Origin of the sequence: Niveispirillum cyanobacteriorum, assembly GCF_002868735.1 — a bacterium.
GTDB lineage: Bacteria > Pseudomonadota > Alphaproteobacteria > Azospirillales > Azospirillaceae > Niveispirillum > Niveispirillum cyanobacteriorum.
The window spans coordinates 43,345-64,162 of record NZ_CP025612.1 but is presented as its reverse complement, the minus strand read 5'-3'; the positions used below and the strand labels follow the sequence as shown (position 1 = coordinate 64,162).

Below are 20,818 nucleotides of genomic sequence, written 5' to 3'. Positions count from 1 at the left end.
CTATCTCCACCCAGAAACACAGACGCCCACACGGGCGTTAACCCCGCGTGAAAAGGGCTGCGGCCAGCCCCAACAACACCAGCGCGAGGACGGTGATTCCCATCAGTTTGTCGGACTCGTGCATGCCGCCCGGTTTGGCCTGCGCCTGTGTGGCTGTCGGTCTGTCGGGGTTCTGCATTTCAGTGCCGATCAAAGTTGCGGCGGGCGGAGCCATCGGCGTGGGCTGAGTGGCGGCCCGATCCGATACCAGCAAGGTCACCGCCCCGGTGACGCAGGCAAAGCCGCCTGTCAGGATCAGAGACAGTTTCGTGAACAGACGGTGCAGCGTGACCGTCGTGCTGTAGGGCTCGCTGGGACTGACGATCCAGCCACCCAGGATCAGAAGCACGCCAAGGCAGATCAGGCCAACCGAAACATTGCGCATGCTGCTTTCCCGCCCCGTGCTGGTGCCTGCGTGCCGGTTGGCTGCGCGGCATGGTTGTTCAATTGCTCGAAGGATCGTAACAGCGGCGTCATGGCCTGTCCACGGACTGACCAAAGCCCAGCCGTGACCCTCGCCACCGCAGGCATGGCCGTCAGCCAAATCCTGGCCGGCAACCCGACCTATGACATCGACACGAAACGCTTCACGCAGCGCGATAGAGCGCTGCCAGGAGGATCATCATGGCATCCGTGAAGGACGGGGGCGGCAGCGCCGCCCCCAACAAGATCGACCCGCTGTTCGTCACGCAGGCGGCCCGGATCGTGGTCAAGGGCATGATGGATTGGGGCATTCTTCCGCCGCCCGTTAATCAGGGCGACACCAGCAACTTGGCCGAGCCGATAGTATCAGTGCGGGCGCAACGGAAAGACTGTAACGGCTTTCTGATCGCTTACGACCTGTATACGCAATGGGGGTGGAGCCGATACGGGCTGGATGCCCGCGCCGTCGACATGCTGTCGCGCCTTGACGCCATCGCGGAGGAAATCCAGGCCCAGCATCAGCGGCAGGTTGAGATGATCAGCGATGCTTGGTCGGAGACGTTTGGCAAGGGAAAGACTATTTCCGGCGCGATTTTCGTTGATGGCCCTGTTCGATTTGTTCCTGCGTCGGAGGCGTGACATGGGCCTCTTCTATGTGATTCTGGAAGGGGGTGGCCCGCGCTTTGGTCGGTATGACGACTGGCATACCGTATCGGCGGAGGTTGAACGACTGGCCAAGGCCAAGCCAGACCAGGAATTCATCATTCTGAAAGCGGTGCAAGTGGTGGGGCCGCACCGCCCGCCGATGCCACCGGTTGATCCGTTTCAGCATCTCGTATGCGAGACAGGTTACGATATTCCGCGCTGAGGGCAAGATGGCTCGTCCCTGGTACAAGCGAAACCCCAAGGATGCCCTGACCGGGATGATGAAACTCACCCTGGAAGAAAAGGGCGCCTACAATGTCGTCATCGACCTGATCTACCTGCATGGTGGCCCGGTCGATGACGATGAGGGCTATATCGCGCGATTCTGCGGCTGTTCCGTCCGCAAGTGGCGGGCGCTTCGCGATCAGTTGCTTGCTGCCGGTCGCCTGTACCGCACGCCGGACGGCAGGATCAGCGACGAGCGGGCGGAGGCCGAACTGGCCCCCAATCAGGCCGAAGGTGAGGCCTTTGCCGAAAGTGCCGCGAAAAGCCATCGAAAGCGCGCTGAAAACGCCGCGAAAACACCGCAAGAAATCCCTGAAAATGGCCATGACTTAGCCGATATCAATGACTTAAAGGAAAATCGGCTATTGCATCGCGGGCGGGTTTCAGAATCCAGATATCAGAATATTACTGCTGCTGAAGACGCGAGCGGGCGCGAGGAAATTTCAGGACCTGACCGGGGCGGCGGGCCATCGGTCGCGTTGTCGGCGGAGGAGCCATCGCCGGCAGATGCACTCATCCAGGCCTTTGACGCCGCGATCCTTACCGCCTGGGGGCCGGATACGGTGCGGGTGGTGGTGCCGGGCGATGACCGCACGGCCAGCCGGTGGGTCGATGCCGGGGTGACGCCCGAACAGGTCCGCCGTGTGGCGGGGCGGGTGTTTGACCGGATGCGCCGCGCCGGCCGGACGCCGCCGAAAGCCCTGGGCTATCTGACCGACAGCCTGACCGAGGACATGACCAGCGCCGCCACCCCGCTGCTGGTGCCTAAGCCCGCGCAGATGGCCGGTGCGGTGACCGGCAGCGACCCCGAAGACGCCAAATGGCAGGCGCGGATGAGCGGGTGGCGGCGCAACAAGTTCTGGAGCGACGATCTGTTCGGGCCCGCCCCTGGCGAGCCGGGTTGCCGGGTGCCGGCGAAATATCTCAACGCGGAGATGGTGCAATGAGCGGGGTTAAGGCAGAGGTCGGCACGGTGCTGCTGGTCTTCTGCAACGAGACGCAGATCGCCTGGCTGCGCATCCTGAAGCGCGGTTTTCGCCATGTGTTCATTGCGCAGCGCGTGGTCGGAGGGTGGGTGACGATCGATCCGCTGTCGACCCGAATGGAGGTGGAGTTCCATCCCATGGACCCTGAAACCAACCTCGCCAGTTGGTTCACGCTATGCGGGCACCGCGTGGTCAGTGCCCAGGTCAGGGGCGCGAGTGAAGTCCCGATCGGCTTGCCGCTGGCGCCGCTGACCTGCGTTTCTGTGGCCAAGCGCGTCTTGGGCATCCGGGTCGCCCGGATCCTGACGCCATGGCAACTTTACCGGCATCTGACGGAGCGTGGTTGTCCGGAATATAGGCCGGTGCAGGGAGGGCGCGACCATGTCCCGGCATAAGGGGCCGGTGGCCCGGTCTGGCGACCTGCGGTCCCGGTTCCCGACCGGGCCGGTGGCGGTGCCGCCTGTTGAGCTGGAGGTGCTGCGCCGGCGCGCCTATGGCCAAGGGTTGATTGTGATCGACACGCGCAGCCAGGCCTTCAAGGCCCAGGGCTTCGCAATGCCGCTACTGGACTGGTACAGCCGGGAAATGGGGGGATGATGAGTTTCATGATCACTGATCGATCGAACCTGGATGATGAAGCGAAGCGCATGTCGGCGCGCCTCGACCTTGCGCTTGGTATCGCTGCCCGGAAGTCGGCACGCCGCAGGCCGGAGGATACAAGCAGGACGCCGAGGACGATGTGGGATTTACTGCGTTGGACATACGGCGCTCAGCAGGTCCGGGGGCGGCTGTGGTCTGTCTCCCGTTGGAGTGACGTTCTATTCGCCCTAGAGATGCAGGACGGACCAGCATGCCCATACCATATCGATGCAGTAGTGGTGCATGCCGCTGTCAGCATGCTTCCGCCGCATCAGAGAGAGGCGGTGTGGCATGCTGCAGAGGCGATGCTGCTGCCGGCTGTACCAGACCCCAAGGCGCAGCCCCGGTTTGAACCTGTAATGCGACGCGGACCCGGCCGCCCAGGTCCGCGGATCGACAAATACTGGATGTCTTGTGATCCGCCCAAACTTCGTCCAGACGAAATCAAAGCCCTAGAACGGGAGACCGATTCACAACAGCGGACAGTGACGCGGTACGAGAACAACCGTGGGCATGGTGGAACAGAGGTCAAATGGACCTACCGAGTTGACCCGCGACCAGTTACAGCAAAACGTCAAGCCAAACAGGTTGTTATGCGCGATGTTGGGACAGGACGGGTGCGAGGCCAAGTGGCCGTGCAGGCTGAAGTGCTGGTTCCATTCTGTCCGATAGCCCAGACTGTATCAGCAGTGGAGATTATCGGACGACATGAGGCTTATGCGTCCTTCGTCGGTGGCGTAGTTGCGGTCCACCGCCAACTTGAGATGCGTATGCTGTTTGGCACGGAGATGCAAGGCGTGGGCTTAAAGATTGACGTCAAACCTTGTTCGCCCACGCTTTACGGCATAGCCACCCGGCGTGAGAAGGAAATTGTCGATTGGGCGTGGCCGATGCAAATTGATCACTGAAGGTGCGCTAATCAAACCAATCTTCCATAGCAGACTTCACCGCATCCGCTAGTTTAAGGGATGGGTCTTTTTCGCACTTATCCCGCACGTCGATTGAAATTCTTGTTTCGCCCCGCCTTGCTATCCTTGAGGCGGCAATTGCGGCTTGGTCTGCGGTCTGCTGGTCAATCACTGCACCATCTGCCAGTGCAATTTCCAATACGCTAGCATGGGCCCCGCTAACAAAGCCTAGTGCCCACTGTATGTATGGCGATGTTGGCTCGAATGCGCTGGAATTGTTTATGACGACAATGCACCTCACATTGCCAATTCCCTGCACAGGTATTGGGCTGTCTTGACCATAAGACTGTGATGTTGCGCATAACGAAGCGAGCAAAATGCATGGAAGTATCAGGCGTTTCATGAACCACCCCTACCTGCTATTCTGACAGCGAAAACGTTACATAGGATGAGTCCTATTACAATCAAAACCGTCAACGGCACTTAGCTGCCCATATTCACAATAAAAACAGTGTGTTTCTGCGCTGACCATCGAGTGTGGACAATTTGTTATGCAACAGCATTGCGACCATACCAACTTCCGTCAGGTCACTTAAAGCGACCCGAGTTGGTCTTGATTTTTGTTTTCGCTGTTTGCGGGTTCCCTTCGTAGGCTGTTCATATGGCTGTCCAGAGCGGCCAATAACCACGAGGGGAACCACATGAATGTCCAAGTGATGCCGGATATACGGGTGCTAGAAGAGGTCGTGGACGGCAAGACCATGTACGTTGTGTGGGTGAACGGTGCGCGCGCATCGTCGTATCCAAACATCCTGCAGGCGCTTTCCTTCAAAGCCAGCCTGGAGCAGCGCTACAGAAATGACAGGTCCCTGCTTGAAGACATGCTGAAGCCTAGCGACAGGGAGCGCAGACGGCCAAGCGCCAGAGAGCCATGACTGCACCCCACAGTGCTTTCTTATCAAAAGGATATTGACAGCGCGCCAGTTAACCTGCACTATTCAATACGAAGCCTTAATTGTGCCTGCGTCACAGCCCGCCGGGGAAACCCAAGCGGGCTTTTTGCTGTTTGGGTTCGTTATGCCGCAGCGCCCTGATACCTTTCGTCCGCCTGGCTGGAAGCCAGCTCCGGCTAAACAGCCTCAGGCTCATGATCCATTCTATGGATCAGCCATTTGGAAGGCGCTCCGAAGCAAGGCAAAGCAGCGCGACGGTTTCCAGTGTGTCGGATTGCCAGACCGGCCCTGTAGAACGCCAAACAATGGGCGCGGTGGCAGGCTGATTGTCGATCATATTGATCCTAGGCGAGAGGGTGGAAGTGACGAGCTTTCCAACCTCCGAACGCTGTGCCCTGCCTGCGACAATCGACGACATGGGCGGCGGGGGTGAGTGCCCAAGGGGGTGGGGGGTATAAATCCCTGCCAGCTATAGGGCCCTCCACCGGATCGGAATGAAATTTGTACGCGTGCAAAACCGAGGAAAAAGGTATCTGGGGTGAAAGATGGGTCGCCCGAGAAAGCCAGACGCGATGAAGCAGTTGGCCGGCACGGCACAGCCTTGCCGGATGAACCCTCTCGCGCCCAGGCCGGAAGAGGGCATTCCGCTGCCACCGGACTGGATTTCGACCAAAGCCCGTGACGTGTGGAACTATGTGGCGCCCTTGCTTGAGCAGATGGGTGTTCTCACAGAAGCCGACGGCGTCGCCCTGGAGGGTTATTGCGAGGCCTACGCGGACGCCAGGGCCGCGAGGGAAAGTCTATCGCTGCCTCTGATCCTTCGCTCAAAGAACCCGGCGACCGGCGAGCAGGAGGAGTTGGTCCTGGCCGAGGCCGGCGAGCGCTATTACTGGACATTCGGCAAGGGCGGCCCGATGCGGCGGGCCCGACCAGAGCTGGCGGATATCGCCGATGCCGACCGACGTGTGGCGATGTGGTCGGCGAAGTTTGGGAATAACCCGGCCGACCGGTCTCGCGTGGCCGGCGGTGCCCCTGACGACAGGAACCCGTTCGACGACTTCTGATGGCTCAGCCTAACCGCAACCCTGCCCGGCACCGACAGTCCGGCGCTGGTGCTGGGCAGCAAGCTGGGCCAATAGCCACGCCCCATTACGACAAGGCCCTGGCCTATGCGCGCGATGTGGTCAAAGGCGGTGTTCCGGCCTGCAAATGGGTAAAGTTGGCCAGCCAGCGGCACTTGGACGATCTTGAGCGGGCGAAGCGGGAGGGCTTCGCATACGAGTTCAGCCCCGTGAAAGCGGAAAAAATCTGCCGGTTCATTTCCCTGCTGCCCCACACCAAGGGCAAATGGGCGAAAAAGGACCCGGCAAATCCCAGGGCGCACCTGATCACCCTGGAGCCGTGGCAGTGCTTCGTGATTGGGGTGCCGTTCGGCTGGCTCAGGCGGTCGGACGGCACGCGACGGTACCGGCTGATGTATGTCGAGGTGCCGCGTAAGAACGGCAAAAGCATCATCGCCGCGGGCATCGGCCTCTATATGTTCTGCGCCGATGGCGAGGAGGGTGCGGAGGTCTATTCCGGCGCCACAATCGAAAAGCAGGCTTGGGAGGTGTTCCGCCCGGCGAAACTGATGGTGGAGCGCTCGCCCAAGCTTCGGGCGCGCTTCGGAGTGAAGGTCAACGCCGCCAACCTGCACATTAAGAGCAATGAATCCAAATTCGAGCCAGTGATCGGTAAGCCGGGCGACGGAGCTTCGCCATCCTGTTCGATCACGGACGAATACCACGAACACGCCACGTCGGCGCAGCTCGACACCATGGTCACGGGCATGGGCGCTCGGGCGCAGCCCATGGCGATCATCATCACCACGGCGGGCGATAACATCGCCGGCCCCTGCTACGACATGAGGGGGACTATCTGTAAAATCCTGGATGGTGCGATCCAGGATGATGAGAAGTTCGGCATCGTCTACACGATCGACGATGGGGATGACTGGGCAAATCCGGCCATCCTGAGGAAGGCCAACCCGAATTTCGGCGTGTCGGTGCTGGAAGATTTCCTGCTGGCCCGCCAGCGGGAGGCGGTGAACAGCGCCAGGGCCCGTGGCCGGTTCCTGACCAAGCACCTGAATTGCTGGGTCAATGCGCTCAGTGGCTATTTCGACATGAGGGCCTGGGCCGATTGCGCCAGGGTCAACATCTGTCTCGACGATTATGAGGGGCGGCGGATCATCGTCGGCCTCGACCTGGCATCGAAGATTGATATCGCTTCGCTAAAGATACTGATCCTTCCGGAGGAAGAGGGTGGGCCGCACATCTCGTTCGGCATCCACTATCTGCCTGAGGCGACGGTCGATCTGCCGGAGAACGAGCATTATCAGGCGTGGCGGGCTGATGGGTTCCTACGGGTCACTGACGGCAACATCATCGACTTCGAGCTGATCGAGGAAGACATCCTCGACCTCGCCAGCCGGTTCAAACTGCAGTTCGTCGTCTACGACCCTCACCAGGCAACGTATCTGGTCACCCGATTGCAGAAGGTGGGCGTGCCAGTCCAGGAATATCGCCCGCTGGTGCTAAACTTCAGCGAGCCGATGAAGCAATTGGACGCCTTCGTGAGGGCCCGACAGTGGGTCCATGACGGGTGCCCGGTCATGACGTGGATGATGTCCAACGTGGTGTCGAAGCCCGACAAGAAGGGCAACGTCTACCCCAACAAAGAGACTGCCGAGAAGAAGATCGACGGCCCAGTCGCGCTGATCAGCGCGCTGGGAAAGGCAATGGCTGGCGAAGAGGACAACACAATGCCAAGAGATTTCGAACTGAAGGTCTGGTGATGCAGGAATCGTCGCAGGAGGCGCCCCAGCCTGGGTTGCCAGACGCCGAAAAGCAGGAACTGGCCCGCTTGGGTATGGCCCTTGCCGGTATTGCTCTGTCGGGCATCGGCGCCGGCCTGTTGCTCCCGGCCGCTGGCTTCATCCTGGCCGGACTTCTGCTCTACGCGCTGCCGGTGATGGCATGGCTTCTTCGGGAGAAGAAGTGATGGGCTGGATCAGCGGCGTCATGGGCGCGCCGGCGGCGTCCGAGACCTCTGGCACGTCGGATCCGAGCGGCTGGTTGACGGACCTGTTTGGCGGGATCATCACGGAAACCGGCATTCGCGTGTCCGTGAGCGATGCCTTGCAGGTGCCGGGTGTCGCGGCGGCTGTGCAGGTCCTGGCGGACGACCTCGCCAAGGTGCCAATCTCGCTGCATCGGCGGCTGCCGACCGGGAGCGAGGTCGCCAAGGACCACCCGTTGCACGCGATGCTGTCGGGTTGGCCGGCGCCGTGGCTCAGTTCGTTCCAGTGGCGCCGGACGCTGATCCACAACGCCTTGACACGCGGCAATGCCTACAGCCGTGCGAAGCGATCCGCCGAAGGCGTTATATCCCGGCTCACGCTGCTTCAGCCAGGCAGCACTACACAGCGCTGGACGGATGAGGGGGAGCCGTTTTTCGATATTGCGGGCCCATCTGGAGAGCGGGGCCTATCCTGGCAGGATGTTCTGCACGTGCCGTATCGCGCATCGTCGGATGGAGCGGTAAATGGCGGCATCCTGGGCGTGTCGCCCATCGCCCAGCACAAAGAGATGCTGGCGCTCTGCATCGCCACCGAGCGGTTCGCTGCCAAGTTCTTCAAGAACGGGGCTAGGCCGAGTGCCGTGATCGAGATGGACAACAAATTTCCGGACGATACGACTGCCGCACGTATTCGGGCCGGCCTGGAGCGCACCTACGGTGGCGTGGACAATGCCTTCCGGATCGCCATCCTGGAACTGGGGATGAAGCTGAAGGAATTCAGCTTCAACAATTCCGACAGCCAACTTGTCGAGCTGCGGAAGGAGCAGGCTACTGCCTGTGCCCAGATATTCGGGGTGCCGCCACACAAGATCGGGATTCTGGATCGAGCCACGTTCTCTAATATCGAACACCAGGGTATCGACTATGTCACCGGCCCCGTTTCGGCCCTGGCCCGCGGTCTGGAGACGGCGGTCGAGACGTCCTGCCTGACGACCGACGAGCGCCAGGAATATTTCGTTGAGATCGACCTGGATGACCTGAAGCGCGGCGACATGCTGAATCGCTACAGGGCCTACGCGATCGGGCGTCAGTGGGGGTGGCTGAGCGCAGATGACATTCTGGCCTGGGAAAGCATGAACCCGCTGCCGGAGGGCAAGGGCAAGACCTACCTGACGCCAATCAACATGGCGCCGGCAGGGACGGACACCTCTAGGGATGATGGGCCTGAGCCCAAGGACAAGCAGGAACGCTGAGGATTAGCCATGACGACGGTTTTCGACGCGCTCACCGCGGAACCCTGGGCCATTCAGCCCGACTGGCTTCCCCGCCTGGCGGCGCTTGCGCAGCGCCAGGGCATGGAAAAGGACACGGCCGAAGCTGCCCGGGTGTTGCGCGAGCAGACCCTTGCCATGGCCGCCGGCCCGTCGGCGCGCCGGCTGGAGGGCGCGCGCTATGCCATGGTCACCGCCGGCGGCGTGGCCATTCTGCCGATCTTCGGGCCGATCTTCCCGCGCGCCAACCTGATGACCGAGATGTCGGGCGCCACCTCGGTGGCGGCCCTGCAGAACGATTATCGGCTGGCTCTGGCCAATGCCGATATCGGCGCGACCCTGTTTCTGCTGGATACGCCGGGTGGTGCCGTCAGTGGCATCAATGCTATGGCCGATACCATCCATGCCGGGCGCAAGCATAAGCCGACCGTGGCTTTTGTGGCCGGCGCCGCGGCGTCGGCGGGTTATTGGATCGCGTCCGCCACCAGTGCCATCCACATGGAGCGCACGGCCATGGTCGGCTCTATCGGTGTCGTCGCGGCCCTGCCCAAGCAGGTGGAGCCCGGAAGCGATGGCTCCATCGCAGTGGAGATCGTTAGCAGCAACGCCCCGAACAAGCGGCCGGACCCGACCACGGAGGAGGGTGCTGCCACTATTCGCGCGACGCTGGACGCCATCGAGGCGCAGTTCATCGCCGATGTTGCACGCGGCCGCGCCACGACGCCCACCCGGATCAAATCCGATTTCGGCCAGGGCGGCGTTCTGGTCGGCCGGGCGGCTGTCGAGGCCGGCATGGCCGATGGCATCAAGAGCTACGACCAAGTCCTGGCCGAATTAACGGCCCAGGTTTCGAACAAACGCCGCGCGGACGCGCTGCGCAAGTAACTCCCGGCGAGGAGCTTGGGACATCGGGGCGCCGCAAGGCGCCCCTTTCTTTTGACGGACAGAGGAGATGGAGATGCCCGTCGATATCAACGCGCTTCGCCAGGAACGCGCGAAGAAGTATGACGCCCTGACCGCCATCCTTGATGGCGCGACCGGCGGGATGACCGCGGACCAGCAGACCGCCTTCAACGCCGCCGAGAAGGCTGTTCAGGAGCTGGACGAGACGATCAAGGCCGCCGAGCGGGCCCAGGCTCTGCGGGCGTCCAGGGCTGTCCCCAGCAACACGACCACTGCCGACGACAATCGGCCGGCCGACCGCGTGCCGGCCACCGCCGCGGAGAAGGACGAGCCCGGCATCGGCCTGGCCCGCTATACGCGCGCCATCGTCGCCGCTAAAGGCAACCTGGAGCAGGCTCACTCCTGGGCGGCCGCCCAATTCGGCGAGAGCAACCCTGTTGTTCTGGATCTGGCAGCCGCCATGCAGACTAATGATCTGGGCGGCGGAGGAATCTTCGTGCCCGAGCGGCTGTCTGCGGAAATGATCCCGCTGCTGTATCCGCGCACTGTGATCCGCCGTAAGAGCCGCTCCGTTCCGCTGGTTGGTGGGACGGACACCATCCCCACCGTGGAAAAGGGCATCAACGCCTACTACATCGGCGAGGGTGATGATATCACCACCGACGAGCCGTCCTTCGGCGCGATCAACTTCAAGGAGCGCGAGATCGCTTCGCTCGTTCCACTCAGCAACAAGCTGTTGCGTCTGGGGCGCGCTGGACCTGCCGCCGCTGGCGTGGACAAGTATGTTCGCGATATGATGGTCGATGGCTTTGCCCAGGCCGAGGATACGGCTTTCTACCGTGGTGCCGGCACGGGTGCGGCACCGAAGGGACTGGTGCGGTTCATTCTGGCAAGTGCCAAGTTCAACGCGACGGGCGGGCAGACGCCGACGGCGGTCCAGATCGACAGCGACACGCGCAAGATGATCCTGGCGCTGTCGCTCGCCAGTATTCCCATGATTGATCCGGCTTGGCTAATGCATGATCGCGTGTTCCTCTTCCTTCAGGACCTGCGGGACAGCAATGGCAATAAGGTCTATCCGAGCCTGAGTGAGCCGACGCCGACATTCCGCGGCTATCCGGTTGAGCGGTTCAACCGTATCCCGGTCAACCTTTCGGACGGCACCAATTCGGACTGCACGGAGATCGCCTTCGGCGACTTCAGCTTCTCCATGGTCGCGGACAGCTACCAACTCCGGATCGATGCCAGCGACACCGCAAGCTACAAGCAGGGCAACACTCTGGTCAGCGCTTACAGCAAGAACCAAACCCTGATCCGGGGTCTGGCCGGCCACGATTACGGCGTTTCCCGTCAGGCGGCCTTCACGCTGCTGCAGAACTGCCGCTGGGGTTCGTAATCCCGTCATTGCCCGCGCGCATCCACATCCTCTGACAAGGAGCATCGAACATGTTCGCCCTCCAACGCGACATTGCCAGCGAACTGCAGGCGGTCGCTTTTGCGCTGGCTGCCACCGCCGCCACCGCCGGCGGTTCCGGTGACAACACCGCCGCCAATGGCGCCACCATCAATGTTTCCACCTTTCCCTCCGGACGGCAGGAATCTGTTGCCTTCCTGATCCCCGCCCGCGCGGTGCTGGCGGCGGCGGCCACTCTGACCGTCTCCGCCAAGATCCAGACCAGCGATGATGGCAGCGGCTGGGTCGACGTGGTGGCGCCCACCACGGTGCTGACCCTGACGGGCGGCAGTGGCGGCACCACTGAGACGGGGGTCGGCAAGATCGGTGTCTCGCTGGAATATTGCGGGACCTATGTCCGCGTCGTCGTCACGCCGGACCTGTCTGCTGCCAATACGGACACGGCTTCTGTCTCCTCGGTTGCCGTCTTCGGCGGCCCCTACAAGCTGTCCTGATCCATGAAGATCGTGCAGTTCATCCGCAACGCTCCCCCGTATATCGCGGGGGAGCTGGCGGGTTTCCCGGACGACCAAGCCTTGCGGCTGGTTCGGGAAGGTGTGGTTAAGTTTCGCGAGCAGGACGGAGGTGGCGGTTCGGTCGACGGCGAACCTAGCGGCGATGCCGGCGGGCATGGCGATGGACAGGGCCAACTGGGCGCTGTCGGCGCCGGAGTTGGTGGATTGACCGGTGATCCGGCCGGCGCGGGCGGTACGGGAGAGGGTGGTGCGTCCCCAGACCCGAAGGCCAAGGCCGCCGCTGACCTACTGGCCCAGATCGACACGCTGCCCTGGAAGACCTTCGCTGTGAAAGCGGCGGAGATTATCGGCCCGGAAGAGACCCGCAAGCCGGATATCCTGGCCGCGCTCCATGCGCTGGTGGCGGCGCAGCAGGGCCAGGCCTGATGATCACCGTCATCACGCCGGCGGTTTCGGCGAGGCTCGCCACTGTCGATGCCCTCAAGGCAGAGTTGGGCATCGACGGCGGCGCGAGCGATCAGGCGCTGGGTGATCTGATCGATCAGGTTAGTTCGGCCGTGGCCGGATGGTGCCGCCGCTCATTCGGCGCGGAGACGGTTCGGCAGACGGAATGGCTCCGCAGCGCACAGGGTGAGATCATCCTTGCGCGCGCTGCTGAGCAGTCTATGCCTCTAACCATCGTTTCCGTTGCGGTCGATGGCAGCGCACTCACGGTCGATGACTATATTCTCGAAGGCGGCATGTTGCTGCGCCTCTGCAACGGCCGTCCGGTTCTGTGGCGAGCCGGCAAGGTCGATGCTGTCTATACCGCCGGTTACAACCTCCCCGAAGACGGGTCGCCCAATCTGCCGGCCGCTGTTCAGCGGGCTTGCCTCGACCTCTGCGTAGCCCGATGGACAGGCAAGGGGCAGGACCCAAACCTGCGGTCCCGGCAGATAGACGGTGTGGGTGAGGACACGTGGTTTGACCCGGATAAGCGGCAGGTCACCGAGGGCATGCCGGATCAGACCGCGGCAGCGCTGCGACCGTATCAGCGTTGGATTATCGCGTGAAATCCGCTGACGTCGCCAACTTTATTGACCGATCACCTCGCAAAGAGATGGTCGCCGTGCGCCGACAGACCGCCGTGTCGCCGCAGACCTGGGTAAATGCTGTCGTGCCGGCATGCGTGCGCCAATACGGCGCTGCCGAACTGGTCGGCGGCATCCTGCAGGGCGATTTCGAGGTGATCGTGGCGCATTCGGCATTGGCGGAGGCGGGCTTTCCCGTGCCGCCGAAGGATGGTGACCGCGTGGTGCGGAACCCGACCATTGTCGATGGTGAATTTGTGCCTGGGGGCGGGGTTACCCTGACAGTGAAGCATCCTGGCGACCGGGGCGGAGCCATCGGTTACTGGATGCAGGCACGCGGGGGTGGGGTCGGATGACCAGCCTTGTCGTGTATGACGCTGTCCGGGCCCGCGTCGAAGACCTTTGGACGGCAACGCCCGTCGCCTGGCCGAACGAACCGTTCCAGATGCCGCAGGAAGGTGCACCGGGCTTCGATGGCTGCTGGATTGTCATCGAGTTTGAGGGGCGGCTGTTTGGGCAGGTGAGCATCGGGGCCGGCGCACCCCTCGAAAACCGCTGGGACGAGGATGGGACGGTCCTGGCCCATGTCATGGCGCCCAAGGGCGGCGGAGAACGCCTGATGCGCGGCCATGCCAGTGGCTTTGTCGACCTGTTCAGGGGTCAGGATATCGGTCCCATCGAGTTTCAGGATTGCGAGATTGGGCCCGGTGGGGCCGACGAAGATGGCAACTGGTGGCGCATTACGTGCCGCATCGAATTCACACGCCGAGCATAGGAGAGCGGCCATGTATGTCGTGAAACAACCCTTCAGCACGCCGACGCGGCGGTTTGCGGTGGGCGCTGAGGTGTCCTGCGGTGATCTGGCGGGTCCGGTGCCGGTGTCCCGCTGGCTGAGCAAGAAGTTCATCGAGGCGCTGCCACCGCCTGAGGCCGTAAAGCCGCCCAAGGGCCAGAAGGTTCTGCCGCACGAAACGCCGGTCGAACCCGCCGCCTGACCCCATGCCAAGCCGCCTGATGGCGGCTTTTTTCATGCCCGGCTGAAAGGAGCCGCCCACCATGACCTCCTCCAATCGCGTTCGGTTGACGGGCGTCGCCGAACAGACCTTCGGCACCACTCCCAACACGCCCCGCATGCGCACGCAGCGGGTAACGTCCATCGGTCTTTCGAAAAAGACCACCTATGCCGATCCCAACGTCATTCGCGCCGACCGCATGAATGGCGACCCCATCCCTGTGGGGCAGAGTAATGACGGCAATATCGGTATCGAGTGGCATTTCCCGCCCGCCGGCTCTTTGCTGCGGTCCGAGATCCAGTCTGCATTCTGTGCGGCGTTTGTCGAAACACCATCGCGCGACAATGATGGCACGGCGGACAGCGTCATCACCGACATCGGCACCGTTGCCAATGCGATCACCTTCACTACGGGCGCGGCATTCGTGGTCGGTCACCTGATCCTGAATACCGGGTTCGGGGTGGCTGGCAATAATGGCCTGTTCCCCGTTACAACCGGAGGCGCGACCTCACTTGTCTCCACCGGCGCCTTCACCACGCCGGAAACCGCACCGCCCGCAACCGCACGAACCAAGGTCGTGGGGTTCCAGGGTACGTCCGGGGACATTGCCGCAACTGCGACCGGCCTGAGTTCCACCACGCTCAATTTCACTACGCTGGGCCTTGCGGTCGGACAGTGGATCAAGATCGGCGGCACTGGCTCCGCCTTCCGCTTTGCGACCAGCGCGTGCAACGTCTGGGCGCGCATTGCCGCGACGCCCACGGCCACTGCCCTGAAGCTCGACAATCTGCCGCCAAGCTGGACGACGGATACGGGCACCGGCAAGACCATCCGCGTGTTCTTTGGCGACATGATCAAGAATGGCGTCGACAAATATGGCATCACCTGTGAGCGCGGCTACATGGGCCAGACAGTGCCGACCTATATCGCTCAGAATGGGATGCGGGTGAACACGCTGGAGTTCGGCGGTCAGGCCAAGGGCGTGGCCACAGGCTCCATCGCCTTCGTCGGTATGAAGGGCACGGTCACGACCACGAGCCTGGACGCCAGCCCGGACGCTGAGCCCTCCGAAGCCGATTACCAAACCCTGGCTTTCAGTGCCCATTGCGGTCGGGTCGGCTATGGCGGCGCTGCCCTGGGCAGCCCCAATTGGGCCAAGGCCATCAAGTTCACGATCAACAACAACCTGCGTCCCATCGAGGCGACGTCGGATGGTGATTCCACGGCACCGGGTCCGGTGGATGTGCAGGACGGCTCCTTCGACGTCGCTGTCGAACTGGACACGTTTTTCGGCAGCAAGGCCGTGCTGGATGACATTGAGAACGGCATTGCGCGTGCGATCAACACCCGGCTCTACCGCGACAAGCGGGCGATGATCTGGGAGGCTCCCCGCATCACCCCCCGCGAGGGCGACCCGACCGTCGGCGGCAAGAACCAGGATGTCATGCTGCCGGTGCGGGGTACGGCCAGTTACGACAGCGTCACCGGCGCGCAGTTGATCCTGAACCTGCTGGAATACGCTGAAGAATAACAAGCAACCCCGCGACCAACGGGCAAGAGGCTGCCGGCAACGGCGGCGAGGGCGGTTCGCGCGAGCCGGGGCGGGGGTTTGGTCGGCCCCCGCCCGCTTCGCGATGTCACGACCAACGACCAGAAGGATGAATGACCATGGCCAATCTGAAGGCCTTGTGCCGCGACACCGGCCGCATCGAGAAGGGCGAATGGCTGCGCCTGTATGTCGACCTGGATCCTGATAAGGATGTCTTTGTCCTTGCCCGGGGGATCACCAAGCCGTTCCGTGATGAGGTTCAGCGCCGCGTGCGGCAGCTGGCCATGCAGCATGGCGGCGATGCCTCCAACGCGCCGCCGGAGGTGATCCAGCGGGTCGATAAGGAGATGTACATCGAGCGGCTGCTGATGGATGTGAAGGGCCTGGACGATGACGGCACGCCGGTATCGTTTGAGCGGTTCTGCGAGCTGCTGCACCAGGATGAGTTCATCGAACTCTGGCTGGCCACCCAGAAGGCGATCCAGATTTTCAGCGGCATCAAAGTGGAGGATGCGAACGCCGCCGCAAAAAACTGACCGAGGCCCTGCGCTGCCACCTGGAGCGCAGGGCGCAGGCCCGCCAGGATCTGCTGGACCTTGCGGTCGAGGAGGATGAGGCCGCCGCCTTCGTCCAGCAGATGCTGGCGGAAGAAGCCCCCATAGTCGCGGTCGATATGACCCTGGAATGGGTCTGGCGGGCCTGGCACCGGCTCGGTGATGAACGGCACTGGCAGCCCGGCGGGATGGGGCCGGGCCAGCCATGCCGTATACCCTGGACAGCCGTCCAGGCCTGGGCCAGGGAACATGGGATGGACAGCGAAACCGCCGAGTTTCTGGACGATATGATCGTCGCGATGGAAGACGTGTTCAGTGAATGGTGGCGGGAAAAGGCAAGGGAGGCGGCGCCGAAGCCGGAGTAAGGGGGTGGCGGTTTATTGCGGGTGCGCAAAGGTTTGTTCACAGAGGTCTCGCGCACCTCAAGATAATCTCTGATTATCTACTTAACTAGATGATAGGGACGCACCAACAGTTCGGCGGGGATTTTCCACTCCTTATACAGGCTCCACACCATTTCAGTCGTAAGGCTGCGCTTGCGATTCAGAATTTCCGATGCTCGCGACCTGGAACCCAACAAGGCAGCGAGATCAGTCTGCTTGTAGCCGATCGTTTCCATCACTGCTGTAACGGTTGCGATTGGGTCCGGCGCCTCAACAGGCCAGTGTTTTGCCTCGTAGGCGCTAATAAGATCGGACAGAACCATGAAGCGGTCGGATTCGGGGGTACCGAGTTCCGGCTCCTGATCAAAGTACTGTTCGATCTCAGTCAAGGCCCAATCGTAATCGTCCTCATTCTTGATCGCTCGAACATTCATCATGGTCATCACCAATAGTTAAATATCGCAACAGAAGGGGGGTCACACCGTAGTTACGTCCTTTATTTTGTCGTAATCTGCGTGCGTACCCACAAACTTAACCAAAATCTTGCCGTGCTTGTAGGCAACGTGACAGATGAGGCGGTATTTGTTGCCGCTTATGTCGAACACGACGCGATTGTCACCTACAAAGTCAACAGCCGCTCCAAACGTATCCTTGATGTCAGCTGAAGTGGTCCAAGTGGCCTTGGATGCGACCGCATACCAAGCCCTGAGCGGCACCTCCGCCTGCGCATGCACTGCCCAGAAAGTCTTGAGGGTGCGCAGGGACAGAATGTGCATTCTCGGGCTCGTCATCATCGGAACGTAATGACTATTTATCATGTTCCCAATGTGGGAACAAGGGGAAATGAGGGAGACCACTCATTATCGGCATGGGGGCTGAGGTCCGCAACATCACCCATCCCACCTGTCATTGCGACAGGTGGGCCTGGCCCTGAATTATGCTGAAAAACTGAAAATCAGAGCGGGTGCCCGGGTCAGGTTTGCTGGGTATGGTCGCGGTCAGGGCTTCTTGGTTAACCCGCGCACGTGCCGTTTGAGGCCGGAACGCGGGAGTTTGGGTTCATCGTTGCCAATGTCACGGACGGGCTGCTGCCCCTGGTGGGAGCCGTGGGCGTAGCTGCCTTCGAGGGAGGCGATTTTGGCGTTGTGTTCGCGCCAGACCTGGGAGGGGGATTTATCGCCGGTACCGGTGGCAGGACGGGGCGCGGGCGCGTCTTCAGGGGCGTCCATGTCCAGCCGGGAATCGTACCCGATGCGGTCCATGATGGTCAGGAAGCCCTGCTCGGGCATCAGGCCGTCGGAAACCAGGATTTGGAGTTGTTCGTAGAGGGCGTCGAAGAGGATGCCGCGCTGGACAAGGCGGCGGATGGCTTCGGCGCGGGATGGGATGTCGGGAACCCGGCGACGCCATTCGTCGAGCATTTCCAGGAAATCTGGCGAAGTCCGCATCTGAAGAAGTTCAGTTTTTTTCTGCATCGCCTTCTTTCCCTGATTTCGACGTAATGGATGTCATTACACCGCTTGACGAGCAAGCCAAACTGCGTCATGTGTGTAATTACACGAATGACATCTCAATCGCGAGGTAAGTGCAATGAGGCCCAAGATTTCCGAAGATGGCAGCCGGCGACTCACTGTCGGCCTTAGTCACGATATGATTGACCGCATTGACTATTGGCGTGGGCGTGCGCCTGGCGTGCCAGCTCGCAGCGATGCCATCAGGTTGCTTATTGCAAAGGGGCTGGAAGCCCAGGCGGCCAGCGATGCGGCGGCCTGAAATGCAAAACGCCACCGGGGAAGGGCCTAGGAAACTCCCCCCGGTGGCGTTTTGAACATGAGCAAGCCTCGAAAACTCACACATGCAACGGAGGTAGTTATGTCAGGCTTTGATGGTTCTGGCAAGGTTCCCGCGCTGACCGTGCGGGATGGAAAAGTCTATGCGAACAGCCGTGACGTGGCGGCGTTCTTCGAGAAGCGGCACGACCATGTGCTGCGGGACATCGACAACCTGTTGAAAAATATGGACTCCCCAAAATTGGGGAGTTCAATGTTTGCTCAGTCCGCCGCCCCTGACGGTCAGGGCGTTGATCGACGCACTTTCGACATGACCCGCGACGGCTTTGCGTTGCTGGCCATGGGTTTCACCGGCGAGAAAGCGCTGGCCTTCAAGCTGCGGTACATCGAACAGTTCAACGTGATGGAGGATCGGCTCCGGAACCCGACCCCGGCCCAGATCGACCTTCGCGACCCGAGCCAGTTGAGCCGCATAGCTATCCAGCTGATCGAACTGAACCGGGAGCTTGAGGGGCGTGCCAAGCGACTGGAAGAATCTGTGTCCGCGACCAAGCCCAAAGCTGCTTTTTATGATCAGTTCGCCAATGCCGACGGCCTTTACTGCCTTCAGAATGCAGGTCGAGTGCTCGGACAAAAGCCAAACAAGTTCGTCAGTTGGCTGAAGCAGGGGTACCTTTTTTATCAAGGGTCGGCTCTCGTTCCGAAGGCGCAGTTCCGTGACCTGGGGTTATTCGAGGTGAAAGCCACCCTTGTCGACGATAAGGCCCGGCACCAAACCTATGTAACGCCACGCGGTATCACCTACTTTGCCAAGAAGTTGGGCGTGGCTCCGCCCGAGGACCTGTTTTGCCCCTCTGAGGCGGCGGAGTAATGGCTATGACAGACATTCTGAATAGTCCCGAGGCCCTAGCCTTCAAGGCGCTCATCGCTGACGCTATCTATCGGCACGGCAAGGACGGTCGCTGTCACGAGATAGAGGAGATTGCAGAGTTCCGTTTCCGACAGTTGCATATCAATGCGCAATTCAGCGTGGACCAGTCTTGGTGTGATCTGCTGGCCGAGGCCTATGCCATGCGGCCCCACGACGGCGATACCCGGACAGGCGCGGAAAGTTGGGCGCCGACGGAACTGGAACTGGCAGGGATTCCGTTCACAACCAGGTCGGCTACAATTCTGGATGCCTCTGAGAGGGTGACTGCGGTCGGCGTGGTTGAGGCGCGAACAGATGGCGAAATGTATCGCCTTCTGGCGAAGCAGTATCCAGAGGCATATGGGTTCGGTCACCATGATGGCGTACCCAATGTGATCCCTCTGCGGCGACTGGCGGAGTAACGGCCATGACCATCAATCGACGTGACCTGCTGGGCAAGGCCCTGGCGGGGGCGGCAACGGCTGGCTTGGCGCTGCCGGCGGCCATCGCCAACAGCCACCCCGACGCCGCCCTGTTGGAGGCGTTTGCGGGGTATGTTCGGGCAAACAAGATGTTTCAGTACGCGGCAGAGGAGTTACTGCCCAATGGCGGCAAGGATGCAGATCATGAACCGTTCTATGCGGCCATTGACCATTACGCCGACCGCCTGACGAAGACGCAAGCCCAAACCCTGGAGGGGCTGCGCCTTCAGGTGCGGTACATCTTCGCACGACAGATCGGGACGACCGACGCCCTCAACGCCGCCATTTATGGCCGTCCGGCGACACCCGAACTTCTGCATGACATTGACGGGGACGATACCCTGCGTCTGCTGTGGAGCATCGCGCAGATTGGTCTAGCAACTCCTTGCAGAGTTCAGACTTGAGGATGGCATTAGAAGCTTTCGGCGTCGCGTTTCGCTTGCTCGCGACGCCTTTCGCTTCTGGCGTGCAATGAGCCGGGCGGGAGGTACTTTAGGGACCCTTCATTGTGAGTAAAACTGGGAAACTGCATAATGATTTCGACCTCTGGCCGAACCCAAACCCATTGTGTTGCGGTCACTTTTATTCCGCCCTCAATAAGCTCTTCAAGCTGATAAACGGCGGGCTCGCCGTACTTTATTGTCACAGCTTCGCGCGCCCTATCAAATCTAACTGCATGAAAAGAAACATCAATATCATTCAGTTTATCGCCGGCAAATGAGTACAGCACCCTAGAGGCAAGCAAGCTGCCTATCTCTACATATGATTCCGAACAGAAGTCTGTTGTTCCGTAAGTTTGGCAGTCGACTTTATGTAATTTCTTGAGGGTGGACTTTGGTATGCCAAAAGTTGCACCTCTGAAGTTAAAATCTTCAGGTGGAGATTTAGCGTGGCTGCCACATGCCAGCAGACATGAACCCGCAATGGCGAGTTTCCGTAATGAACTGAACATATCGCCCCCCTCTGAAATCCGGGCGAGAGATTATCACTTGTGAACAGAAGTACACAGGGCGACCGGCCATGCCG

General features: G+C 61.1%; 30 protein-coding genes and 1 pseudogene. 26 read left to right on the top strand and 5 right to left on the bottom strand.

Translation table 11 applies throughout. From position 1 onward, the window contains the following. Window positions 1-37: 37 nt before the first annotated feature. Window positions 38-424, bottom strand: a complete 387-nt coding sequence (locus C0V82_RS16190; protein ID WP_102113521.1) for a hypothetical protein — start codon at window positions 422-424, stop codon at window positions 38-40. A 239-nt stretch (window positions 425-663) separates the two neighbouring features. On the opposite strand from C0V82_RS16190, the gene C0V82_RS16185 reads away from it, so the two are divergent. The 23 genes and pseudogenes from C0V82_RS16185 to C0V82_RS28070 all read left to right on the top strand — a co-directional run. Continuing rightward, window positions 664-1,101 carry a hypothetical protein gene (locus C0V82_RS16185; RefSeq protein ID WP_102113520.1) on the top strand — a complete coding sequence of 146 codons (438 nt, stop codon included), beginning with the start codon at window positions 664-666 and terminating at the stop codon, window positions 1,099-1,101. A 1-nt stretch (window position 1,102) separates the two neighbouring features. Then, the gene (locus tag C0V82_RS16180; protein ID WP_102113519.1) at window positions 1,103-1,330 is read left to right on the top strand and encodes a hypothetical protein; all 228 of its coding nucleotides are present in this window, start codon (window positions 1,103-1,105) and stop codon (window positions 1,328-1,330) included. A gap of 7 nt (window positions 1,331-1,337) precedes the next feature. After that, window positions 1,338-2,339 carry a YdaU family protein gene (locus C0V82_RS16175; protein ID WP_102113518.1) on the top strand — a complete coding sequence of 334 codons (1,002 nt, stop codon included), beginning with the start codon at window positions 1,338-1,340 and terminating at the stop codon, window positions 2,337-2,339. Continuing rightward, the gene (locus C0V82_RS16170; RefSeq protein WP_102113517.1) at window positions 2,336-2,773 is read left to right on the top strand and encodes a hypothetical protein; all 438 of its coding nucleotides are present in this window, start codon (window positions 2,336-2,338) and stop codon (window positions 2,771-2,773) included. The genes C0V82_RS16175 and C0V82_RS16170 overlap by 4 nt, the downstream gene beginning before the upstream one ends. Further along, window positions 2,760-2,975 (top strand): hypothetical protein, encoded by a 216-nt coding sequence (locus C0V82_RS16165; RefSeq protein ID WP_102113516.1) that lies wholly within the window; start codon window positions 2,760-2,762, stop codon window positions 2,973-2,975. Before C0V82_RS16170 ends, C0V82_RS16165 begins: the two co-directional genes overlap by 14 nt. Beyond that, window positions 2,972-3,925, top strand: a complete 954-nt coding sequence (locus C0V82_RS16160; RefSeq protein WP_102113515.1) for a hypothetical protein — start codon at window positions 2,972-2,974, stop codon at window positions 3,923-3,925. Before C0V82_RS16165 ends, C0V82_RS16160 begins: the two co-directional genes overlap by 4 nt. A gap of 701 nt (window positions 3,926-4,626) precedes the next feature. Then, window positions 4,627-4,860 carry a hypothetical protein gene (locus C0V82_RS16155; RefSeq protein WP_102113514.1) on the top strand — a complete coding sequence of 78 codons (234 nt, stop codon included), beginning with the start codon at window positions 4,627-4,629 and terminating at the stop codon, window positions 4,858-4,860. Between the two features lie 142 nt (window positions 4,861-5,002). Continuing rightward, a complete protein-coding gene (locus C0V82_RS27955) occupies window positions 5,003-5,311 on the top strand; it encodes an HNH endonuclease (protein WP_370466049.1) in 309 nt (102 codons plus the stop codon). A gap of 139 nt (window positions 5,312-5,450) precedes the next feature. Continuing rightward, complete coding sequence (locus tag C0V82_RS16145) at window positions 5,451-5,942, top strand: phage terminase small subunit P27 family (RefSeq protein ID WP_158659982.1); 492 nt, start codon at window positions 5,451-5,453, stop codon at window positions 5,940-5,942. Continuing rightward, a complete protein-coding gene (locus C0V82_RS16140) occupies window positions 5,942-7,714 on the top strand; it encodes a terminase large subunit (RefSeq protein WP_199772571.1) in 1,773 nt (590 codons plus the stop codon). The genes C0V82_RS16145 and C0V82_RS16140 overlap by 1 nt, the downstream gene beginning before the upstream one ends. Beyond that, window positions 7,714-7,920 (top strand): hypothetical protein, encoded by a 207-nt coding sequence (locus C0V82_RS16135; protein ID WP_102113511.1) that lies wholly within the window; start codon window positions 7,714-7,716, stop codon window positions 7,918-7,920. Before C0V82_RS16140 ends, C0V82_RS16135 begins: the two co-directional genes overlap by 1 nt. Beyond that, window positions 7,920-9,191, top strand: a complete 1,272-nt coding sequence (locus tag C0V82_RS16130; protein ID WP_158659981.1) for a phage portal protein — start codon at window positions 7,920-7,922, stop codon at window positions 9,189-9,191. Before C0V82_RS16135 ends, C0V82_RS16130 begins: the two co-directional genes overlap by 1 nt. A 9-nt stretch (window positions 9,192-9,200) precedes the next feature. Continuing rightward, on the top strand, window positions 9,201-10,094 hold the full coding sequence (locus C0V82_RS16125) for a S49 family peptidase (protein WP_102113509.1): 894 nt from the start codon (window positions 9,201-9,203) through the stop codon (window positions 10,092-10,094). Window positions 10,095-10,167: 73 nt separating this feature from the next. Beyond that, complete coding sequence (locus C0V82_RS16120; protein ID WP_158659980.1) at window positions 10,168-11,508, top strand: phage major capsid protein; 1,341 nt, start codon at window positions 10,168-10,170, stop codon at window positions 11,506-11,508. Between the two features lie 50 nt (window positions 11,509-11,558). After that, window positions 11,559-12,020 carry a hypothetical protein gene (locus tag C0V82_RS16115; protein ID WP_102113507.1) on the top strand — a complete coding sequence of 154 codons (462 nt, stop codon included), beginning with the start codon at window positions 11,559-11,561 and terminating at the stop codon, window positions 12,018-12,020. A gap of 3 nt (window positions 12,021-12,023) precedes the next feature. Further along, a complete protein-coding gene (locus C0V82_RS16110) occupies window positions 12,024-12,467 on the top strand; it encodes a hypothetical protein (RefSeq protein ID WP_102113506.1) in 444 nt (147 codons plus the stop codon). Continuing rightward, window positions 12,467-13,093: a hypothetical protein gene (locus C0V82_RS16105; RefSeq protein ID WP_102113505.1), complete on the top strand. Its 627-nt coding sequence runs from the start codon at window positions 12,467-12,469 to the stop codon at window positions 13,091-13,093. The genes C0V82_RS16110 and C0V82_RS16105 overlap by 1 nt, the downstream gene beginning before the upstream one ends. A 56-nt stretch (window positions 13,094-13,149) precedes the next feature. Continuing rightward, complete coding sequence (locus tag C0V82_RS16100; protein WP_158659979.1) at window positions 13,150-13,467, top strand: hypothetical protein; 318 nt, start codon at window positions 13,150-13,152, stop codon at window positions 13,465-13,467. Further along, the gene (locus tag C0V82_RS16095; protein ID WP_102113503.1) at window positions 13,464-13,886 is read left to right on the top strand and encodes a hypothetical protein; all 423 of its coding nucleotides are present in this window, start codon (window positions 13,464-13,466) and stop codon (window positions 13,884-13,886) included. The genes C0V82_RS16100 and C0V82_RS16095 overlap by 4 nt, the downstream gene beginning before the upstream one ends. A gap of 10 nt (window positions 13,887-13,896) precedes the next feature. Continuing rightward, entirely contained in the window at window positions 13,897-14,106 is a 210-nt protein-coding gene (locus C0V82_RS16090) for a hypothetical protein (protein WP_102113502.1), read from the top strand. A 61-nt stretch (window positions 14,107-14,167) separates the two neighbouring features. Beyond that, a complete protein-coding gene (locus C0V82_RS16085) occupies window positions 14,168-15,655 on the top strand; it encodes a phage tail tube protein (RefSeq protein WP_102113501.1) in 1,488 nt (495 codons plus the stop codon). 137 nt (window positions 15,656-15,792) lie between these two features. After that, window positions 15,793-16,209: a hypothetical protein gene (locus C0V82_RS16080; protein WP_158659978.1), complete on the top strand. Its 417-nt coding sequence runs from the start codon at window positions 15,793-15,795 to the stop codon at window positions 16,207-16,209. Between the two features lie 101 nt (window positions 16,210-16,310). After that, window positions 16,311-16,481 (top strand): annotated as a pseudogene (locus C0V82_RS28070) (hypothetical protein); the annotation flags it as partial. Between the two features lie 188 nt (window positions 16,482-16,669). Here C0V82_RS28070 and C0V82_RS16070 read toward each other — a convergent pair. The 3 genes from C0V82_RS16070 to C0V82_RS26960 form a co-directional block, all read right to left on the bottom strand. After that, window positions 16,670-17,047, bottom strand: a complete 378-nt coding sequence (locus C0V82_RS16070) for a helix-turn-helix domain-containing protein (RefSeq protein ID WP_102114345.1) — start codon at window positions 17,045-17,047, stop codon at window positions 16,670-16,672. Between the two features lie 39 nt (window positions 17,048-17,086). After that, window positions 17,087-17,386: a type II toxin-antitoxin system HigB family toxin gene (locus tag C0V82_RS16065; protein WP_102114344.1), complete on the bottom strand. Its 300-nt coding sequence runs from the start codon at window positions 17,384-17,386 to the stop codon at window positions 17,087-17,089. A 222-nt stretch (window positions 17,387-17,608) separates the two neighbouring features. Then, window positions 17,609-18,085 (bottom strand): hypothetical protein, encoded by a 477-nt coding sequence (locus tag C0V82_RS26960; protein WP_158659977.1) that lies wholly within the window; start codon window positions 18,083-18,085, stop codon window positions 17,609-17,611. A 397-nt stretch (window positions 18,086-18,482) separates the two neighbouring features. Between C0V82_RS26960 and C0V82_RS16055 the strand changes: the two genes are divergently transcribed. Genes C0V82_RS16055 through C0V82_RS16045 form a run of 3 tightly spaced genes read left to right on the top strand, consistent with a single transcriptional unit; the run spans window position 18,483 to window position 20,196 of the window. Beyond that, on the top strand, window positions 18,483-19,271 hold the full coding sequence (locus C0V82_RS16055) for a Rha family transcriptional regulator (protein ID WP_158659976.1): 789 nt from the start codon (window positions 18,483-18,485) through the stop codon (window positions 19,269-19,271). 5 nt (window positions 19,272-19,276) lie between these two features. Continuing rightward, entirely contained in the window at window positions 19,277-19,732 is a 456-nt protein-coding gene (locus C0V82_RS16050) for a hypothetical protein (RefSeq protein WP_158659975.1), read from the top strand. A 5-nt stretch (window positions 19,733-19,737) separates the two neighbouring features. Then, window positions 19,738-20,196: a twin-arginine translocation signal domain-containing protein gene (locus tag C0V82_RS16045; RefSeq protein WP_102113495.1), complete on the top strand. Its 459-nt coding sequence runs from the start codon at window positions 19,738-19,740 to the stop codon at window positions 20,194-20,196. Window positions 20,197-20,204: 8 nt separating this feature from the next. On the opposite strand, the gene C0V82_RS26955 is transcribed toward C0V82_RS16045, so the two are convergent. After that, on the bottom strand, window positions 20,205-20,744 hold the full coding sequence (locus tag C0V82_RS26955; RefSeq protein ID WP_158659974.1) for a hypothetical protein: 540 nt from the start codon (window positions 20,742-20,744) through the stop codon (window positions 20,205-20,207). Window positions 20,745-20,818: the final 74 nt, after the last annotated feature.

What these genes read in the sequence shown, in the direction of transcription:
- C0V82_RS16190 (WP_102113521.1), bottom strand. Translation starts at nt 424, where the DNA reads ATGCGCAATGTTTCGGTTGGCCTGATCTGCCTTGGCGTGCTTCTGATC.
- C0V82_RS16185 (WP_102113520.1), top strand. Translation starts at nt 664, where the DNA reads ATGGCATCCGTGAAGGACGGGGGCGGCAGCGCCGCCCCCAACAAGATC.
- C0V82_RS16180 (WP_102113519.1), top strand. Translation starts at nt 1,103, where the DNA reads ATGGGCCTCTTCTATGTGATTCTGGAAGGGGGTGGCCCGCGCTTTGGT.
- C0V82_RS16175 (WP_102113518.1), top strand. Translation starts at nt 1,338, where the DNA reads ATGGCTCGTCCCTGGTACAAGCGAAACCCCAAGGATGCCCTGACCGGG.
- C0V82_RS16170 (WP_102113517.1), top strand. Translation starts at nt 2,336, where the DNA reads ATGAGCGGGGTTAAGGCAGAGGTCGGCACGGTGCTGCTGGTCTTCTGC.
- C0V82_RS16165 (WP_102113516.1), top strand. Translation starts at nt 2,760, where the DNA reads ATGTCCCGGCATAAGGGGCCGGTGGCCCGGTCTGGCGACCTGCGGTCC.
- C0V82_RS16160 (WP_102113515.1), top strand. Translation starts at nt 2,972, where the DNA reads ATGATGAGTTTCATGATCACTGATCGATCGAACCTGGATGATGAAGCG.
- C0V82_RS16155 (WP_102113514.1), top strand. Translation starts at nt 4,627, where the DNA reads ATGAATGTCCAAGTGATGCCGGATATACGGGTGCTAGAAGAGGTCGTG.
- C0V82_RS27955 (WP_370466049.1), top strand. Translation starts at nt 5,003, where the DNA reads ATGCCGCAGCGCCCTGATACCTTTCGTCCGCCTGGCTGGAAGCCAGCT.
- C0V82_RS16145 (WP_158659982.1), top strand. Translation starts at nt 5,451, where the DNA reads ATGAAGCAGTTGGCCGGCACGGCACAGCCTTGCCGGATGAACCCTCTC.
- C0V82_RS16140 (WP_199772571.1), top strand. Translation starts at nt 5,942, where the DNA reads ATGGCTCAGCCTAACCGCAACCCTGCCCGGCACCGACAGTCCGGCGCT.
- C0V82_RS16135 (WP_102113511.1), top strand. Translation starts at nt 7,714, where the DNA reads ATGCAGGAATCGTCGCAGGAGGCGCCCCAGCCTGGGTTGCCAGACGCC.
- C0V82_RS16130 (WP_158659981.1), top strand. Translation starts at nt 7,920, where the DNA reads ATGGGCTGGATCAGCGGCGTCATGGGCGCGCCGGCGGCGTCCGAGACC.
- C0V82_RS16125 (WP_102113509.1), top strand. Translation starts at nt 9,201, where the DNA reads ATGACGACGGTTTTCGACGCGCTCACCGCGGAACCCTGGGCCATTCAG.
- C0V82_RS16120 (WP_158659980.1), top strand. Translation starts at nt 10,168, where the DNA reads ATGCCCGTCGATATCAACGCGCTTCGCCAGGAACGCGCGAAGAAGTAT.
- C0V82_RS16115 (WP_102113507.1), top strand. Translation starts at nt 11,559, where the DNA reads ATGTTCGCCCTCCAACGCGACATTGCCAGCGAACTGCAGGCGGTCGCT.
- C0V82_RS16110 (WP_102113506.1), top strand. Translation starts at nt 12,024, where the DNA reads ATGAAGATCGTGCAGTTCATCCGCAACGCTCCCCCGTATATCGCGGGG.
- C0V82_RS16105 (WP_102113505.1), top strand. Translation starts at nt 12,467, where the DNA reads ATGATCACCGTCATCACGCCGGCGGTTTCGGCGAGGCTCGCCACTGTC.
- C0V82_RS16095 (WP_102113503.1), top strand. Translation starts at nt 13,464, where the DNA reads ATGACCAGCCTTGTCGTGTATGACGCTGTCCGGGCCCGCGTCGAAGAC.
- C0V82_RS16090 (WP_102113502.1), top strand. Translation starts at nt 13,897, where the DNA reads ATGTATGTCGTGAAACAACCCTTCAGCACGCCGACGCGGCGGTTTGCG.
- C0V82_RS16085 (WP_102113501.1), top strand. Translation starts at nt 14,168, where the DNA reads ATGACCTCCTCCAATCGCGTTCGGTTGACGGGCGTCGCCGAACAGACC.
- C0V82_RS16080 (WP_158659978.1), top strand. Translation starts at nt 15,793, where the DNA reads ATGGCCAATCTGAAGGCCTTGTGCCGCGACACCGGCCGCATCGAGAAG.
- C0V82_RS16070 (WP_102114345.1), bottom strand. Translation starts at nt 17,047, where the DNA reads ATGATGAATGTTCGAGCGATCAAGAATGAGGACGATTACGATTGGGCC.
- C0V82_RS16065 (WP_102114344.1), bottom strand. Translation starts at nt 17,386, where the DNA reads ATGCACATTCTGTCCCTGCGCACCCTCAAGACTTTCTGGGCAGTGCAT.
- C0V82_RS26960 (WP_158659977.1), bottom strand. Translation starts at nt 18,085, where the DNA reads ATGCAGAAAAAAACTGAACTTCTTCAGATGCGGACTTCGCCAGATTTC.
- C0V82_RS16055 (WP_158659976.1), top strand. Translation starts at nt 18,483, where the DNA reads ATGTCAGGCTTTGATGGTTCTGGCAAGGTTCCCGCGCTGACCGTGCGG.
- C0V82_RS16050 (WP_158659975.1), top strand. Translation starts at nt 19,277, where the DNA reads ATGACAGACATTCTGAATAGTCCCGAGGCCCTAGCCTTCAAGGCGCTC.
- C0V82_RS16045 (WP_102113495.1), top strand. Translation starts at nt 19,738, where the DNA reads ATGACCATCAATCGACGTGACCTGCTGGGCAAGGCCCTGGCGGGGGCG.
- C0V82_RS26955 (WP_158659974.1), bottom strand. Translation starts at nt 20,744, where the DNA reads ATGTTCAGTTCATTACGGAAACTCGCCATTGCGGGTTCATGTCTGCTG.